Origin of the sequence: Phytohabitans flavus, from assembly GCF_011764545.1 — a bacterium.
Lineage (GTDB): Bacteria > Actinomycetota > Actinomycetes > Mycobacteriales > Micromonosporaceae > Phytohabitans > Phytohabitans flavus.
The window spans coordinates 3,628,746-3,646,081 of the sequence record NZ_AP022870.1 but is presented as its reverse complement, the minus strand read 5'-3'; the positions used below and the strand labels follow the sequence as shown (position 1 = coordinate 3,646,081).

Sequence of the window (17,336 nt, the reverse complement as noted above, 5' to 3'; positions counted from 1 at the left end):
AGCTTCGGATGTCGACCCCCTGAGCGAGGAGAGGACTGTCAGATATCGGTCAGCAGACATTGTCGGCCACCAGTGCTGCAATGCGGCGTTGACAGCTTGCTCCTGAGCTGACACGGTGGTGCCTGCATCGTCCGGATTAAATGGCTGCATGGGGGATCCGGTGTCGAGATCAGCCTTTCGTAAATGCTGGACTAATGCGCGCCGGCTTCGCGCTCGCGGTGCGGCCGCGCGGTCGATCCTCGCCGCCGTGCTCGTTGTCGCTCTCACGGCGAGCCTGGGCGGCGGTGGGGTCAGCGGCAGTGGGGCCAGAGGCAAGGTGCCGGCTGGTGACCGCGATCCGGAGCGGCGGCACAGTGCCGGGCCCAGTCCCGCGCAGCAGTGGGGCTCGGCGGCGGGCCGGTCGCACCTGGCCGGTGGATCGGTCAACCGGTCGCTGCCGCGGACACTGCGTGGGCAGTACCCGCTGCATTCGTTGGGCCCGGGGCCGGAGCGGGCGCGAAACGTGGCATCCGTGGCCGAGCCGTCGATGGACCCCGTTCGCGGGTTCGACCGGGCGACGAGCCGCGAGCGTCCGGGTGAGCGCCAGGCGCACGAGCGGGTCTACGACAACGCCGATGGTAGCCAGACGACCGAGTTCTCGCTGTCTCCGCTGAACTACCAGGATCGCGACGGCACGTGGCAGCCGATCGACAACGACCTCGTCGCGAGTCCCGGCGGTGCGGGCTGGCACAACGCCGCCGACGGGGTCGACGTGCGGCTCGCGCCCCGGGCCGACGACGTCCAGCTTGCCCAGGTGACCCTGGACGGGTCGACGGAGTTGGCGTTCGGGCTGGCGGGCGCGGCTGCCAGTGCCGGGCGGTTGGGCCGCGACGGGGTTACCTACGCCCAGGTGCGGCCGGGTGTGGACCTGCGGTTGGCGGCCCAGGCGGGTGGGGTGAAGGAGACCCTGGTGCTGCACTCCGCGGGGGCGCCGCACTCGTACCTGTTCCCGCTGCGGTTGCGGGGTTTGACCGCGAGCCTGGACGGCGGCCAGGTCGTGCTGACCGACCAGGCCGGGCAGCGGCGCGCGGTGATCCCGGCCGGATACATGCTCGACGCAGGCACCGCCACGACGGGGCCGGCGATGTCGACCGGAGTGACCTATCGACTCGTCACCGAGGCCGGTGGGCCGGCCCTGCGGGTCGACCTGGACAGCGCCTGGCTGCGGCATCCGGACCGCCGGTACCCGATCGAGGTCGACCCCACGGTTGGGCCCCCGGTGGACGCGATCGGCTCCGACACCAGCATGTACGTGCACGGTGGCAGCTCCACCTCCGGCAGCTCGGAGTTGCTCGTCGGGCGGATGGACGGCGCCAACGCGGCGGCGTACCTGCGGTTCGGGAGCCTGGTAGACCGGCTGCGAGACCACACGATCTACGGCGCCGCGCTGTCGGTGGTCAACTACGACGCGCCGTCCTGCCGGGCCCGTCCGGTCACCGTCCACCCGGTGACCGAGTCGTGGAGCGGCACGTCCGGACACGCCTATCCCGGGCCGTCCGTCGGGGGTGCCCTGGCGAGCAGGTCGTTCGCGCACGGCTACGTCGCGTTCGGACAGTCCCAGTCGGCGTGCCCCGCGGCGGGCGAGATGTTCGACCTCGGCGTCGCCGGTCGCAACCTCGTCCAGCGGTGGGCGAACGGCCAGCAGGCCAACAACGGCCTGTCCCTGCGGGCCTCCAGCACCGACTCCGGGGCGTGGAAGCGGTTCGGCGGCACGGGGACCCCCAACGCGCCGAAGCTGTACGTCACGCACACGCCGTACAACGCCACGTACTCGATCCCCCGGCCGACGCCCGACCCGCCGGTCCTGCAAAACCAGGACGGCAAGGTGCAGATCATCGTCACCAACCGGGGTGCGGAGGCCTGGACGCCGGGGTCGTACTACCTGGCCTACCGGGCGTACAACGCGCAGACCGGCCGTGCGGTGACCCAGCAGCGCTCCGCGAGCCTGCCCGGCAACGTCGCCCGAGGCGCGTCGGTGACGCTCGACGCGACGATCAAGGCACTCCCGCCCGGGGCGTACTTCCTCGACTTCACGATGGTGCGCTCCGGCGGCATCGTCTTCACCGACCACCAGGTGCCGCCGGGGCGGATCGTGCTCCAGGTGGTCGACGTCCCGCCGGTGGTGCAGGAGCTCCACCCGCCCAACGGCTACCAGGCCCCGACGCTGACGCCGGTCCTCTGGGCCCAGGCCGTCGACAGCGATGCCCCGCCCAATGCCACCCTCCAGTACAAGTTCGAGCTCTGCGACCGCACCGACGCCGGTGAGCCGACCAACTGCGTCAACTCCGGCTACCAGGCCAAGCCGTCCTGGCCGGTGCCCGCCGGGCGCCTGGCCTGGAGCAAGAGCTACTCGTGGCGGGCCTACGTCAAGGACGCCAACAACGAGGTCATCTCGCCCTACTCGGTGCTGCTGGCGTCGGTGCCGCAGCCCGAGATCATCTCCCGTATCGCCGGGGCGCCGTACGCCGAGCAGGGCAAGGAGTTCGACGCCCAGGTCGGCAACTACAGCACGGCGGCGATCGACGCCACCGTGGCGACCGTGGGTCCGGAGCTCAACCTGCTGCGCACGTACAACAGCCTCGACCCGCGGCCGGCGGCCGTTTTCGGCGCGGGCTGGTCCAGCCGGTACGACATGAAGCTGGCCGCGGACAACGACGGGTCGGGCAGCGTGGTGATCCGCTATCCGGACGGCCAGGAGGTCCGGTTCGGCCGCAATCCCGACGGCAGCTACGCCGCGCCGTCCGGCCGGGTCGCCCGGTTGACGTTGGACAGCGCGGGGTGGAAGCTGCTCGACCGCTCCGGGACCACGTACTTCTTCTCCCTCGCCGGCAAGCTGACCAAGATCACCGACAACTCGTCGCACTCGATCGTCATCAGCTACGACACGACGGGCAAGCTCACCAAGGCACAGGTCTCCAACAGCCTCACCAACACCGCCGGCCGGGCGTTGCACTTCACCTGGTCGGGCTCGCACATCGGCACGGTCAGCACCGACCCGGTCAACGGCGCGGCGCTCACCTGGACGTACACCTACGACGGCGATCTGCTCACCAAGGTCTGCGCACCGGACGCCGCCTGCACCTCCTACGAGTACAGCACCGGCTCCCATTACCGGACAGCGGTCCTCGACGCGCGCCCCGACTCGTACTACCGGCTCGGCGAGAAAGAGGGCACCGGCGCGGCCAGTGAAGTGGCGGTCAACCTCGGCAAGGACGCCGGCACCTACCGGAATGTGACGCTCGGCCAGCCCGGCGTGATGGACGGGACGACCGCCGCCGCCTTCAACGGCACGTCCTCGCACATCCAGCTGCCCAAGGGCATGGTGAAGAAGAACCGGGACGCCGCCGTCGAGCTGTGGTTCAAGATCGGTGTCACCCAGACCGGGGGTCCGCTGCTCGGTTACCAGGACACGGCGGTCGGGACCCCGGCGACCAGTGGGGTGCCGATCCTCTACACCGGCACGGACGGTCGACTACGCGGGCAGTTCGCCGGCGGGGCCATCGCACCGATCACCTCCGCCGCCGCGGTCAACGACAACAAATGGCACCACGCCGTGCTCTCCGCCATGGGCACCACCCAGACGATGTACCTCGACGGTGTCAAGGTCGGCGAGGTCACCGGGCGGACCATCGAGCACACCACGCTGACCCACAACCAGCTCGGCGCGGCCTCGGCCACCACACCCAGCTCCTGGCCCGCCTGGGGTGCCACGGCCCAGCGGTACTTCGCCGGACTCATCGACGAGGCCGCCGTCTACGCGCACCCGCTCGGCCAGGACACCGTCGCCGCCCACTACCGGTACACGCAGCCCGCACCGCAGCAACTGACCCGGGTAACCCTGCCCACCGGCCGGGTCGCGGCGGAGGTCGAGTACGACGCCGGCAACGACCGGGTGAAGGAGTACACCGACGGCAACGGCGGTACCTGGAAGATCGGCCTGCCCACCGTCTACGGCGGAAACACCGACCTGCGGCGCAGCGTGCAGGTGCTCGATCCAGGCAACCGGCCGCACCTGTACGAGTACGACGCGATCAGCGGGCGGATGCTGCGCACCGGCACGCCCCTGGGTCTGGAGATACGCGAAGAGGACCGCCCGGGCGAGCCGACCACACCGCCCGAGGGCCCGCCAACCGAAACGTGCAGCCAGCCCGACCCAGGCGACCCGGCCTTCTGCACGGTCATCCCGGACAGCGCCGGCGGGCCGGTCTTCATCCGGCATCCCGTGGACGGGATGGCCATCCGCACGTTCTCGTACGACGACAAGGGCTACCAAAACAAAGTCACCAACGAAAACGGTGACTCGGTCGAAATGACATACGACGCCCGGGGCAACCTGGCGTCGCGGAAGACCTGCCGCACGTCGACCCAGTGCTTCACCGCGCACTACAAGTACTCGACCACCGTCACCAGCCCGTTCGACCCGCGCAGCGAGCTGGCGACCGAGTCGCGCGACGCCCGGTCCAGCAGCGCCACCGACACCACCTACCGCACCTCGTACGTCTACGGGGCCAACGGCCAACTGGCGAGCCAGGTCAACCCGGACGGCAGCACGGTCAGCCACACCTACACCACCGGGGTAGAAGGCGCGGTCGACCGCGGCAACGTGCCATCCGGGCTGCTGGCCAGCAGCACCGACGCCCGGCAGCAGACGACCCGGCACGCGTACTACACCAACGGCGACCTCGCCCGGACCACCGGCCCGTCAGGCGTGGTCACCGAGTACACCTACGACACGATCGGCCGGCTGACCAGCGAGAAGGAGATCTCCGACAGCTACCCGGCGGGGGTTGTCACCACCTACACCTACGACACCCGCTCCCGGCCGGCCACGGTCACCGGGCCGGTCACCACCGACCCGATCAGCGGCGCCCGGCACCAGGCACGGTCGACCAACGAGTACGACCTGGACGGTAACCAGACCAAGGTCACCCTCACCGACCTGCTCGGCACCGATCCGGCCCGCGTCAGCAGCACCGAGTACGACGAATACAACCGGCCGAGCCGGGTCGTCGACGCCGAGGGCAACGAGACCACCTACGGCTACGACCGGTTCGGCAACAAGACGACCATGGTCGACGCCAACGGCAACCGCTACGACTGGGCGTACACCGCGCAGAACAAGGTCGCCGAGGTACGGCTGCGGGACTGGCGAAGCGATCCGGACGGCTCGCCCGGCACGGGGACCGGCGACTACCTGGTGCTGCACTCGTACTCGTACGACTTCGCCGGGCGGCTCGCCAGCGACACCGACGCGATGGGCAGGCGCCTGGAGTACCAGTACTACCGCGACGACCTGCTGCACAAAGTCGTACTGAAGGACCTGCGCAATCCGGACGGGAGCAAGCGCGACTACGTCGTCGAGGAAAACACCTACGACGGCGCCGGCAACCTGACCCGGAAGGTGGAGCTGCACGGCAAACGGGTCACCGAGCAGAGCTACGACCGGGCCGGAAAGCTGACCGCCACCGTCCTGGACCCGACCGGCCTGCGCCACACCAGCACCTACGCCTACGACGGCAACGGCAACGTCACCCGCACCACCCAGTCCGGTACGCCGTCCAACGTCCCGTGGACCGTGGTCGCCACGCCGCAGGCCGTCGAGTACGCCTACGACAACGTCGGCAACGTTGTCGAGGAGAAGGTCGTCGCCGGCACCGATACCCGCGTCACCAGCTACACCTACGACCGGCGCGGGCTACGCCTGTCGACCACCGACCCCCGAGGCAACGTTCCCGGCGCGGACAAGAGGGCCTTCACCACCACCTACGCCTACGACGAACTCGGCCGTCAGGTCCAGGTCACCGGGCCTGCCGTGGCGGTCGAGAGCGGCGGCGTGTCCGGCGGCACGGTCAGCCCCACCAGCACGGTCGGCTACAACGCCTTCGACGAGCAGGTGGCGGTCAGAGACCCGCGCGGTCGCGTGTCCCGCGTCGAGTACGACCGGCTCGGCCGGCCGGTACACAGCATCGCGCCGACGTACCTTCCGCCCGGGGCCAGCCTGCCGATCACCCCGCAGAGCCGCACCGCCTACGACGGGCTGGGCAACGTGGTCGAGGAGACCGGCCCGCGCGGCAGCACCCGCTACACCTATGACCAGCTCAGCCGGATGACCAGCCGGGACGACCCGACGACCACCGACGACGACCGCGCGGTGACCCGGTACACGTACACCCGTACCGGTGAGGTCCTCTCGGCGACCGGGCCGACCGGCACCCGCGTGGAGAACACCTACGACGATCTGGACCGGCAGATCACCTCGACCGCGGTCGAACGCCGGCCCACCACCCGCAACCTCACCACCCGCATGGTCTACGACGACCTCGGCAACGTCACCTCGGTCAGCTCGCCGAGCGGCGCCACCACGACCAACATCTACGACACCCTCGGCGCCCTCGTCCGCACCACAGCACCGACCGGCGAAGCGACCCTGTTCGGCTACGACCACTCGGGACGCCAGATCCGGGTCTCCGACGGGCTCGGCCGCACCGTCAAGGTCGCGTACGACCTCTTCGGCAACCGGGTCAGCGACGCAAGCCTGAAAGCCGACGGCACGGTCCTGCGCTCGCAAACCTACGGCTACGACGTCGCCGGCAACCTGACCTCGGCGACCGACCCCTACCAATCCACCACCACCTACCGCTACGACGCCGCGGATCGACTCGTCGAACAGGTCGAACCGGTCAGCGCGACCGAATCGATCACCACGAGGTTCGGATACGACGAGGCCGGCGCACGCACCCGCTACACCGACGGCCGGGGCAACGCCACGATCTACACGTACAACACCCTCGGCCTGCCCGAATCCGTGCTCGAACCGGCCACCTCGGCCCATCCCGCACCGGCAGACCGGACCTGGACCGTCAGCTACGACGCCGACGCCAACCCGATCCGCGCGAACGCACCAGGCGGGGTCAGCCGCCAGCGGACCTACGACGTGGCCGGCCGGCTCACCGGCGAGACCGGATCCGGCGCGGAGGCCGCCACCGCCGCCCGTACCCTCGGCTACGACGACGCCGGACGGCTGACCAGCGTCAGCGCCCCCAACGGCACGAACACCTACGCCTACAACGACCGCGGCGCGCTGCTGTCCACCGCCGGCCCTTCGGGAACGGCGAGTTTCGACTACGACGACGACGGCAACCTGACCTCCCGCACCGACGCGTCCGGCACCGCCACCTTCGGCTACGTCAAGGGCCGGCTCGACTGGCTGACCGACGGCATCACCGGCCAGCGGCAACAGTTGACGTACGACGCGGCCGGCGGCATCACCACGGTCAACTACGGCGGCGGCCGGCTGCGCACCTTCGGCTACGACGACTACGGCCGGATCAACAACGACGAACTACGCAACGGCGCCGGCCGAACAGTCGCCTCGGTCGCCTACCAATTCGACCTCAACGGTCATCTCACCGGCAAGAACACCACGGGAACCGCCGGGGCGGGCAACAACAGCTACACCTACGACCGCGCGGGCCGGCTTACCTCGTGGACCGGCCCCAACGGCACCGTCACCTACGCCTGGGACGCCGCCGGCAACCGGGTCCGCAACGGCTCGAAGACCGCTGTCTTCGACGAGCGCAACCGGTTGACCTCCGACGGCGACTACACCTACACGTACACGCCGCGCGGCACCCGCCTGACCCGAACAAGTTCCGGCCTCGCCGAGCAGTACGCGTCCGACGCGTTCGACCGCCTCGTCTCGTCGGAGGGCCAGGCCTACGGGTACGACGGCCTGGACCGCCTCGTCGCACGCAGCGGACTGTCGTTCCAATACGCCGGCCTCAGCGACGACGTGGTCACCGACGGCACCGAGTACTACTCCCGGGGTCCCAGCAACGAACTGCTCGCCGTCGGCCGCGGAGCGGATAGGCAGATCCCACTCGTCGATGCCCACGGGGACGTGGTAGCGGCATTCGACCCGGCCGACACCGGCCTACCCGCCCTGGAGGACTCCACCACCTACGACCCGTTCGGCAAGAAGGTCGACAGCGACGGGCAGACCGGCAACCTCGGCTTCCAAGGCGACTGGACCGACCCCGACACCGGCAAGGTCGACATGGGCGCCCGCTGGTACGAGCCCGAAGCCGGCGCCTTCACCTCACGCGACACCGCCAACTACAGCAGCGGCGACTCCATCCTCGCCAACCGGTACACCTACGGCGCCGGCGCCCCACTGGACTTCGACGACCCAGACGGCCAATGGCCGAAGTTCCTCAACCGAGCGGCATCCGTTGCCAGGAGCATCGTCAGACCGGTTTGGAACGGCGTAAAAGCCGTGTGGAACTCAAGCTGGGTCCAAGCCGGCTGGTCGGCGCTGAAAACCGCCGGCGGGGCGCTCCTCAAAGGCGCCGTCAAGATCGGCCTGACCGTCATCAGGAAGGCCGGCGAGGGCATCGCCGCCCTACGCAGCGGCAACTTCAAAAACTGGGCCGCCCAACAGGCCCGAGCCGCCCAAAAGAAGTACTACGAAGCGAAGGCCGCCGTCACCAAACAGGCGAGAGCGGCGATAGCCCACGCCGTCAAGTTCACCAGGCTGCCCGTCGTCAAGGCGCTGCTCGCGCCAATCGTCGCCGGCGCGAAGATCGTGTCAGTCGGCGTCAAATTCGCCGCGAAGGTCGTCTCGGTCTCCGCACAAGCCATCAGAGACCCGGAAAAGTTCAAACAAGACCTCTGGCGGGCGGCAACAGAAAAGCTGGCACCGCTTGTCGAGGGTGCCTCCGCAGCCTGGGACAACGCCACCCAGTTCGTGGAGGACCACGCGGCGACAATCGCCGGCATCGCGGTCGGCGCGGTCGTCGGCATCGGCTGCGGGGTGGCCATCGGCTGGACCGGCGTCGGCGCGGTCGCCTGCGGCGCACTAGCCGGCGCGATCGGCTCCGCGGTCACCGGCTACATGAACGGCGAACGCGGCCTGAACCTCCTCAAGACCACAGCCATCGGCGGCCTTACCGGCGCGCTCGGCGGCGCGCTTGGCTCCATCGGCGGCCAGGCACTCGGCGCCGGCATACGGGCACTGAGCGGCGGCTTCCGGGCAGCCGGCCAGAGCGCCCTCGGCGCCGCCCGCGCAGAGATCAGCAGCATCGCCAGCGGCCGCCTCAGCGGCGGCCTGCTCTCCAGCGCGAACCGCGCCGGCACCCAATCAGCGGCCAGGGCCGCCGGTGGCAGCTGCCCCATACGCGGCAACAGCTTCGCGCCAGGCACCCCGGTACTCACCGCGGACGGCGATGCGAAACCGATCGAGAACGTACGAGTCGGCGAACTGGTCCTAGCCACCGACCCCACGACGGGAAAGACCGAAGCCCAGCCAGTCACCGCCACGATCAGAGGCACGGGCGAGAAGCACCTCGTCGAAATCACCATCGACGTCGACGGCAGCCACGGCGACCGAACCGCCACCATCGTCGCCACCGACGGACACCCAATCTGGCAAGACCACGACGGCAACCCCCACACCCCGGGCGGTCGGTGGATCGACGCCGTCGAACTCAGGCAGGGCCAGTGGCTCAAGACCGCGGACGGCCGCCTGGTACGCGTCGCCGGAACCCACACCCAGACCCAACACGCCACCGTCTACAACCTCACCGTCGACACCCTCCACACGTACTATGTAGTCGCCGGTGACCAGTCGGTTCTGGTTCACAATTGTGGTGGTACGGCAAGCACCAATGGTAGGCCGCATTCGACGAAGTGTACGTGCGCAGACGGAGGCGATCCGCGGATTCCCCGAATCCCTATGGAAAGGCAGGCGGGCCTGCCCATCAGAATGTGATGGATAATGTGGCTCGTGACCTCGAAAGCCAAGGGTTCACGGTGCGTACCGAAGTTCGCTTCGACACGCCCGGAGGTTTCTATCCGTTTAGATTCGCAGATGTGGTCGCTTATGATAGCGATGGCAATCTTGTATCGCTTCACCAAGTCGGACTGCAGACCAAGGGTGGTATACCTGCAATACGTGAAACCCGGGCGATGTCGGATATCTGGAGCGTAATTGATGACGGTGTCGATATTGTATTCCATCCATACGGGACGGTGAAATGACAGTGAAGGGGAGGCAGCTCAAGGTCTATCTTCACCCTCAAGACCGGCCGGCCGTCGACGCGTTCGTGCAGCGTGAGTTAGCATCCGCCCTACTGAGTGAACGATCACGTGATAGAGGCGGATTTGAGGTCCAAGACTCGCAAGCCGGCGGAATGGGCAGACTAATTTGTCCTCGGCCGATGGTGCCTGACCTGAATCCGCGTTATATCGAAGCACGGGACGAGTGGATACTTGACGTCCAGGTGGATCCGTTAATCGAGTGGTGGTTTTCGAGGCTGGATGATGATCAGCTGTACCCTGGGCGCTTCTACTACCTACCTTCCGTATCTGCTTCGAATTCCAAAGCTAATAAGCCTGCCGAGTTCTTGGCGATGGCTACGCGGTTGCTCGGGTGGGTGCGGGAAGAGACGGTAGTGTTCGACACGGAGTGGGGTTCGGAGCGGCTAGGGCCGGTAGCTGCGGAGATGCTGCAAGGCGGCCGTATTAGTCTTCGAAGGAACCCTCCTGGGTCAAGGATGTAGCGAATAGGGCTGCTTTACGCTTTGGAGAAGGCCACTCCAAGGAGGTAAGGGTAGCGTCGTGAGGGGAATTGGAAATCTGGGCGTCCCGTGTCTTCAAAGATATGGATGATCTGATTGCTTGCGTCGGGCCAAAGCCATGACGCAGACGGTTGCCGTGGTTATCGACGACCCAACCGCCCGGCCTGGGCAAACTAGCAGAGTTCATGCATCGGTCGGCGACGTCTCAATGAATGGTGGAGCCCTGACCCTCCGACGGGGCGACGAACGCTGCTATGTAGTAGAGGTGTCCGATCCTGAAGCCGAAGGTATCTTTGAGGATTGGCCGGAGGATCAAATTCCGAGATCACAGTCCGCGATCTTAGCGTCGACTATCGCGCACCCGACCTGGTTGTTTCCCTCTTAATCTGCGGGTTCGGGGTTCGAGTCCCTGGTGGCTATGCGCCTTCGGCCTGCGGGAGACACGTGTGGGTCATACCGATGACTCATGTTCAATGGCCGTCATGACGGTGCTGGCCTGGCCCTGTGTGGCGTTGGCGCGGCGGATCACGGATGGTTTGCTGTTGGCGACGGCAGGACACGCCAGCGGCGGTCGCGTGTTCGGTAGGTTCGCAATGTGGATCGTGATCGGCTCGTTCGGCTGCTTGATGGAGACGGCGAGGCCGTCGTGGCGTGTAGACGGGCGTTGTTAGCTGGTGCTCGGTTCTGGGTTAGCGACGAGGAACAGCCGGCCTCGCAGCTCGCCGCGATCTACGAGGTGCGTGAGGCACACACCCGGCGGATCGGCATACCGACGGTCGGGTTCGCTGCCGGGGTCTGAGCCGCCACGGGTTTTCCGGACAGGTGGACCAAGTAGAATTGGTTGATCTGGAGAGGAAAACAGTTGCCACGCGCGAAGAGGACTTTCTCCCCGCAGTTCAGGGAAGAAGCGGTGAAGTTGGTGATCGAGGGGTCACGGCCGATCGCTACGGTCGCCCGTGAACTCGGTATCGGCGAGGGAACTCTTGGTAACTGGGTTGCCGCGTATCGACGCGAACACGCCAGCGACGAACCCGCCTTGAATGTCAGCGAACGGGAACGGCTACGCCAACTCGAACGCGAAGCGCGGGAACTGCGCATGGAGAATGAATTCCTTAAAAAAGCCGCAGCGTACTTCGCCCGGGATCATCGGTGAGCGACACGTTCGAGTTCATCGACGCCGAGTACGCAGCCAAATCACAGAACAACCATCTCGACACGCCGTCGATCGTGCAGATGTGCGCGTGGCTCGACGTGTCCCGATCCGGATACTACGAATGGCGGGAGCGGCCGGAATCCGCGACCGCCCGCCGGCGTCAGGAATTGAAACACCTCATCACCCACTTCTTCGACGCGTCCGACGGCACCTACGGCTACCGGCGCATCCACGCCGACCTGGCCGACCACGGCATCGCCTGCGGACCCGAACTCGTCCGAGCGTTGATGCGCGAGCTCGGCCTGCAGCCCTGCCAGCCCCGGCCATGGCGGCACAGCCTCACCGTTGCCGACCACACCGCGCACCACATCCCCGATCTGATCGCCCGCGATTTCACCGCCTCCGCTCCCGGACAAAAACTCGTCGGAGACATTACCTATATCCCGACCTGGCAAGGCTGGCTATTCCTCGCTACCGTTATCGACTGCCACACCCGGGAAGTCGTCGGCTGGGCCATGGACGACCACTACCGCACCCCACTCATCGCCGCAGCCATCACGATGGCCGCCACGAACCACCGCCTCGCCGACAACGTCATCTTCCACTCGGACCGCGGAAGCAACTACACGTCCGCCGATTACGGCGCCACCCTGAAGAAACTCGGCATTCGCCGATCGGTCGGCCGGACCGGCAGCTGCTATGACAACGCCCTAGCCGAATCCTTCTTCGCCACACTGAAGAACGAACGAGTCCACCGCACCGCCTATCCGACCCGAGAACACGCCCGCAACGACATTGCCAGATCCATCGAACTCCACTACAATTCCCGCAGACGCCACTCGGAACTGGCCTACAAGACACCACGACAGGTCCGAAACGAGTTCGAAGACCGACAGCTCGCCGCATGAATTAGCCCAAACGAGCCTGTCCAAAAAATTCGGGGCAGCCCAGTCCGCGCGCTGCGGGCGCAAGGCGAGCGCCCGGTGCGGCTGGCGGCGGTGGACATGGGGGAGAGGCTGTACCACTTCCAGCTCTTCCTTGATGGTGGACTTGAGAGGGTCGTCGCGTGCTTGGGAGTGGATCAGCGTTTGGGCTACCGGCTTCGGCCGGGCGACCAGGTGTCATTGACCGGCGAGGTGGTCGCTCGGGTGTCGGATGAGTTCCCGCTGTGGGTACGTGTCGACGTGAGGGATGCTGCCGGCCGCGTTTGGTCCTTTGTCGACAAGGCGCCGGTCTTCGACGCTGCTGTGGGTCCCGAAGCGGTGCTTCCGGTCGTGGCCGCCGTGCGTTGCGCGGTGGTGCGGACCGTCGATGACGGGGACCCCGGAGGGCCGCCGCTGGTCGTGGTGACCACCGCGGTCGATGGTGTGGTCGCCGAGGACGGGACGGACCAGTTCACCGTTCGCGGCGAGCAGCTTCGGTACCGCGCGGCCATGTGATCGGAGGCCGCGCAGGACTCGGTTGAACCCAGCGTGCCGACGGCACTGAGCGCGGTGGGCGCGCGGGTTAGCCGGCGTTGTGCGACGCGGTGAGTGCGTCGAGGGCCGGGGCCACGACGGCGAAGGCCCGGTCGGTCAGCTCGGCCAGCCGCTGCTCGTCGCCGCCAGCCGGCCACTGATGGAGCACCGTGTCGAATGCCAGTAGTGCCATCCCAGCGGCCATCCGCGGGTAGGGGTCGGTGTCCGGGTCGAGGCTGTGGCGGACGGCCAGCTCGGCGGTCAGCGCGGATCGCCACTGGATCTGGCGTTCCAGCCAGCGGGCGTGCAGGGCGGGGGTGTCGAGTATCAGCCGGGCGACGATTCGGGCTCGCTCGGCGTGGTCTTCGTGGTCGGTGCAGGCGGCTAGCGGTACCCAGAAGGCGTGGCGAAGCGCGACCGACGGCGGCTCGGTGCGCGGCCGCGCGGCGAGCCCGGCGATGATGTCTGTGCCCATGTCGGCCAGGAACTGGACGACCACGTCCTCTTTGGACGCGAAGTAGCGGAAGAAGGTGCGCCGCGACATGCCGGCGGCCGCCACGATGTCGTCGACGGTCACCGCGTCGAAGCCGCGGGTGGCCAGCAGCATCAGGGCGGCGTCGCGCAGCTCGTCGGCGACGAGCTGGCGTTTGCGTTCGGCCATGCTGCTGTCCGCGCGAGATCTCATTCGCCGATGTTACGCCATGCCGGCAATGGCATCGAGGGCATCTCTTGACACTCGGTGCCACGACTAGCACAGTGGGGCTCATGCCTGCTGACAGCTGGACCGCGGAACGAATCCCCGCGCTGACCGACCGCACCTTCGTCGTCACCGGAGCCACGAGCGGCCTCGGCCTGGCCACCTGCCGGGCGCTCGCTGCCCGCGGCGCCCGCGTGGTGCTGGCCGTCCGCGACGAAGAGAAGGGGCGCCGCGTGGCCGCCAGCATCGCCGCCGCCTCGCCCGGCACCTACCTGGAGGTACGCCGGATCGATCTGGCCGATCTCGAATCGGTCCGGGATTTCGCCGATCGGATGCGTGCCGAGCACCGCCGGGTGGACGTGCTGATCAACAACGCCGGAGTGATGGCCCCGCCGCGCACCCTCAGTCCACAGGGGCACGAGGTGCAGTTCGCGACCAACCACCTCGGTCACTTCGCCCTCACCGGGCTTTTGCTCGATCTCTTGCATGCGAGCCGTGACCCGCGGGTAGTCACGGTCACCTCGGTCAACCACCGGCGGGCGAGGCTTCCCTTCGCCGACCCGACCGGCGCGCGCGGCTACTCCCCAATGGGCTTCTACAACACGTCCAAGCTGGCCAACGCGATCTTCGGCTGGGAGCTGCACCGCCGGCTCAGCGCGGCGGCCAGCCCGCTGCACAGCATCCTCGCCCACCCCGGCTACACCGCCACGAACCTGCAGACCAGCGCCACCACCCCGATCTGGCGTCTACTGCTGGGCCGGATCGGCAACCCGCTGCTGGCCCAGCCGGTCGACCGAGGTGCCTGGCCGCAACTGTTCGCCGCCACCGACCCCGCGGCGCGGCCAGGCCAGCTCATCGCCCCAGGAGGGCTAGGCGAGCTGCGCGGCCACCCAGCGCAGGGGAAACTGTCCGCCGCCGCGACCGACCCGGACCACGGCCGCCGCCTTTGGGAGCTGTCCGAACAGGCCACCGGCGTACAGTTCAGCGCGCTCCGCCCATCAAGCTGACCGTCCCGAATTCGCCGCACACCACCAGTCGCCATCGCTGGCTTCCGAGTGCCGCTTGGGTCTGGCAGGATTGCTCGGAACATGACCATGCTGGACTTGTGTTACGACAGTTTGGACGGGCTGTCGGTGGGCGACGCATTGGGCGCCCAGTTCTTCGTTCCTGGATCTGATTTTGCGGCGCTGGTTGGTGGGCGCTTGCCGAAGGCCCCGTGGCCGTGGACGGACGACACGGAGATGGCCTGCTCGATCGTCGACGAGTTGCGAGAGCATGGCGGTGTCGATCAGGACCGCTTGGCGGTACGGTTCGCCGCTCGCTTCGAGCCCTACCGCGGCTATGGCGGTGGTGCGGTGGTCCTGCTCCGTCAGATCCGCGAGGGCATGCATTGGCGCGAAGCCGCCGCGGCGGCGTTCGATGGCCAGGGATCGATGGGCAACGGCGCGGCGATGCGCGTGGCACCACTCGGCGCCTTCCATTCCGGCGACAGCCGCGCCGCCGCGCTGGAAGCGATGCGCTCGGCGGAGGTCACCCATGCGCACCCGGACGCTGTACTCGGAGCGGCCGCGGTCGCGGTTGCCGCGGCTGAGGCGGGCTGGGCGCGGCTGACCCGCCAGCGGCCTGAGCCGGCCGAGTTGCTCGACGTGGTGCTCGCCCATCTCATCGACGGCCGGGTGATGAACGGCATCGTGCGAGCCAGGCGCCTGCTGGGCGTGAGTGTGGCCGAGGCCGCCTACGAACTCGGCAACGGCTCGCAGGTGCTGGCCTTCGACACGGTGCCGTTCGCGCTGTGGGCCGCTGCCACCTGGATTGAGGACTACCCGGCGGCGATCTGTGCCTGCGTCGAGGCCGGCGGCGACGTCGACACCACCGCCGCCATCGTGGGCGGCATCGTCGCCGCCCACACCGGGCCTAGCGGAATCCCAGCGACATGGCTGGAACATCGCGAACCGCTACCCATCCTCCCAATCGGCCACGATGACCAAGGGAATGGAATCCGGTGACCGGTATTCGTCTCCGGGGAAGTACTCGATGTGCTGGTGCCGATTGACGCCGCGGTCGTCGGCGGTCTCGGCTAGTTCGGCCACGCCATCGAGCGCGTCCCAGATGATGCCGAGGTATTCAGGGCCGCCGGAGAAATGCAGGGTGGTGGTGCCTTTCAGGCTGACAAGCAGCGGGCCGCTGGTCACGTCCTGGGCTACGGACCCGTCGGTGATTGCTACTTCGACGGGCTCCGCGTGCTGACGGAGCCGTTGGCCAAGGGCACGGAGGGCGGTTGGCGCGCCGGCAAGCTCAAGCTCACCGTCGGTGACCCCAAGACGGCAACGCCGATGATCAGCCATCGGCACATCCTCGCCCACCTTGCCGTCCGCCACGCCCAGCTTCGATATCCGGCCGCCGACGCTTCAGGCTGGGGTTGCTGACGTGTGCGCCGCGCGATCCCGCGACGGTGGCCGTGGCGGGATCGATCTTCGCGGTCCTTCTGGTCATGCGGCCGCGCCGCTCAGCGTGCTACGGCGACCGGTTCGGTGGTCTGCGGCAGCCGCACACTCTTGGTCAGGAGCCAGCCGCCGAGGATCACTTCGAAGAAGAACACGGGCACATAGCGGCCGGCCGCGATCGCGGCGGTGTCCTCGGCGCCCGGGAAGATCAGGATCGCCAGGGTGAACGTCGCCAGCACGATGTTGGCGAACACGCCCCACGCGGCAAGGGCCTTGGGTACGTAGCGCGATTTGAGCAACAGGTATGCGAAGACCGCGTTGCCCATGGCGAGCATGACCAGCCCGACGCTGAAGCCGGTGGTGTGTACGCCGATGTACGTGTTGGCCAGAGCCTCGAGCTGACCGGTTTCCAACCTGTCGGCGTTGCCGGGGTCGGACAGTACGGCGGGCACCGACAGGAAAGCGATCGTGTTCGTGATCATGATGGTCGCTTGTGCCGTCCGCCATAGCGTCGCGAGCAGGGCGAGACCCGGACTCACCGCCTTGAGCAACACGTAGAAGGCAACAGCCATCACGATGTCGGCTGCGAAGATGAGCACATCGGCGGCCGCCCCGATGCGAAAGAGTCGTTCTGAATCCAGGATGTTCTGAGCGGTCGCCGCGGCGTCGTCAGCCACGATCAGCTTGGCGGGCACGAAGATTTGGGAAAAGAACCCGGCTGCCATCAGCAGGAGTAACACGAAACCGGCAACTCTTGCCGCGGTGCGTTGCTGCGACTCCGTGAACATCGCATTCCCCTCCTGCTTTCCGGCCGGGCGGTCCTGGCCGTCATGACACGAGCGTGCCGGAACCGCAGCGGTGGCTCATCGCGACATGGGCCGGGATCCAACCGGCCGATGGTGGGGGTCAGAGGTCGTACTTCAGGCGCCGCGACGCACTCTCAGTACGCATTGCCGGCGGGAGTGGGGA

General features: G+C 67.7%; 10 protein-coding genes. 7 read left to right on the top strand and 3 right to left on the bottom strand.

The window, feature by feature from the left end; translation table 11 throughout:
* Positions 1-247 precede the first annotated feature (247 nt).
* The 5 genes from Pflav_RS15845 (at position 248) to Pflav_RS15825 (ending at position 13,208) form a co-directional block, all read left to right on the top strand.
* The gene (locus tag Pflav_RS15845) at positions 248-9,808 is read left to right on the top strand and encodes a LamG-like jellyroll fold domain-containing protein (RefSeq protein WP_232071472.1); all 9,561 of its coding nucleotides are present in this window, start codon (positions 248-250) and stop codon (positions 9,806-9,808) included.
* A gap of 8 nt (positions 9,809-9,816) precedes the next feature.
* A complete protein-coding gene (locus Pflav_RS15840) occupies positions 9,817-10,077 on the top strand; it encodes a hypothetical protein (protein WP_173036857.1) in 261 nt (86 codons plus the stop codon).
* Positions 10,078-11,262: 1,185 nt separating this feature from the next.
* On the top strand, positions 11,263-11,415 hold the full coding sequence (locus Pflav_RS15835; RefSeq protein ID WP_173036856.1) for a hypothetical protein: 153 nt from the start codon (positions 11,263-11,265) through the stop codon (positions 11,413-11,415).
* Between the two features lie 63 nt (positions 11,416-11,478).
* Positions 11,479-12,677 (top strand): IS3 family transposase gene (locus tag Pflav_RS15830; RefSeq protein WP_377308758.1). Its coding sequence is split into 2 segments (ribosomal slippage): positions 11,479-11,731 and positions 11,731-12,677, totalling 1,200 coding nucleotides; the frame shifts between segments, so codons are not numbered across the junction.
* A gap of 75 nt (positions 12,678-12,752) precedes the next feature.
* Positions 12,753-13,208, top strand: coding sequence for a hypothetical protein (locus Pflav_RS15825; protein WP_173036855.1), 456 nt, complete (start codon positions 12,753-12,755; stop codon positions 13,206-13,208).
* A 67-nt stretch (positions 13,209-13,275) separates the two neighbouring features.
* On the opposite strand, the gene Pflav_RS15820 is transcribed toward Pflav_RS15825, so the two are convergent.
* Entirely contained in the window at positions 13,276-13,911 is a 636-nt protein-coding gene (locus Pflav_RS15820) for a TetR family transcriptional regulator (protein ID WP_173036854.1), read from the bottom strand.
* Positions 13,912-13,991: 80 nt separating this feature from the next.
* Between Pflav_RS15820 and Pflav_RS15815 the strand changes: the two genes are divergently transcribed.
* Together Pflav_RS15815 and Pflav_RS15810 are read left to right on the top strand one after the other, a co-directional pair.
* Entirely contained in the window at positions 13,992-14,930 is a 939-nt protein-coding gene (locus Pflav_RS15815; protein WP_173036853.1) for an oxidoreductase, read from the top strand.
* 81 nt (positions 14,931-15,011) lie between these two features.
* Positions 15,012-15,929: an ADP-ribosylglycohydrolase family protein gene (locus Pflav_RS15810; protein WP_173036852.1), complete on the top strand. Its 918-nt coding sequence runs from the start codon at positions 15,012-15,014 to the stop codon at positions 15,927-15,929.
* Here the strand turns inward: Pflav_RS15810 and Pflav_RS15805 are convergent.
* The gene (locus tag Pflav_RS15805; RefSeq protein ID WP_173036851.1) at positions 15,879-16,301 is read right to left on the bottom strand and encodes an Imm32 family immunity protein; all 423 of its coding nucleotides are present in this window, start codon (positions 16,299-16,301) and stop codon (positions 15,879-15,881) included. The genes Pflav_RS15810 and Pflav_RS15805 overlap by 51 nt on opposite strands.
* A gap of 128 nt (positions 16,302-16,429) precedes the next feature.
* Positions 16,430-17,155, bottom strand: a complete 726-nt coding sequence (locus Pflav_RS15800) for a DUF4386 domain-containing protein (protein WP_173036850.1) — start codon at positions 17,153-17,155, stop codon at positions 16,430-16,432.
* Positions 17,156-17,336 lie beyond the last annotated feature (181 nt).

Coding starts and splice junctions, on each gene's coding strand:
- Pflav_RS15820 (WP_173036854.1), bottom strand. CDS start 13,911: ATGAGATCTCGCGCGGACAGCAGCATGGCCGAACGCAAACGCCAGCTC.
- Pflav_RS15815 (WP_173036853.1), top strand. CDS start 13,992: ATGCCTGCTGACAGCTGGACCGCGGAACGAATCCCCGCGCTGACCGAC.
- Pflav_RS15810 (WP_173036852.1), top strand. CDS start 15,012: ATGACCATGCTGGACTTGTGTTACGACAGTTTGGACGGGCTGTCGGTG.
- Pflav_RS15800 (WP_173036850.1), bottom strand. CDS start 17,155: ATGTTCACGGAGTCGCAGCAACGCACCGCGGCAAGAGTTGCCGGTTTC.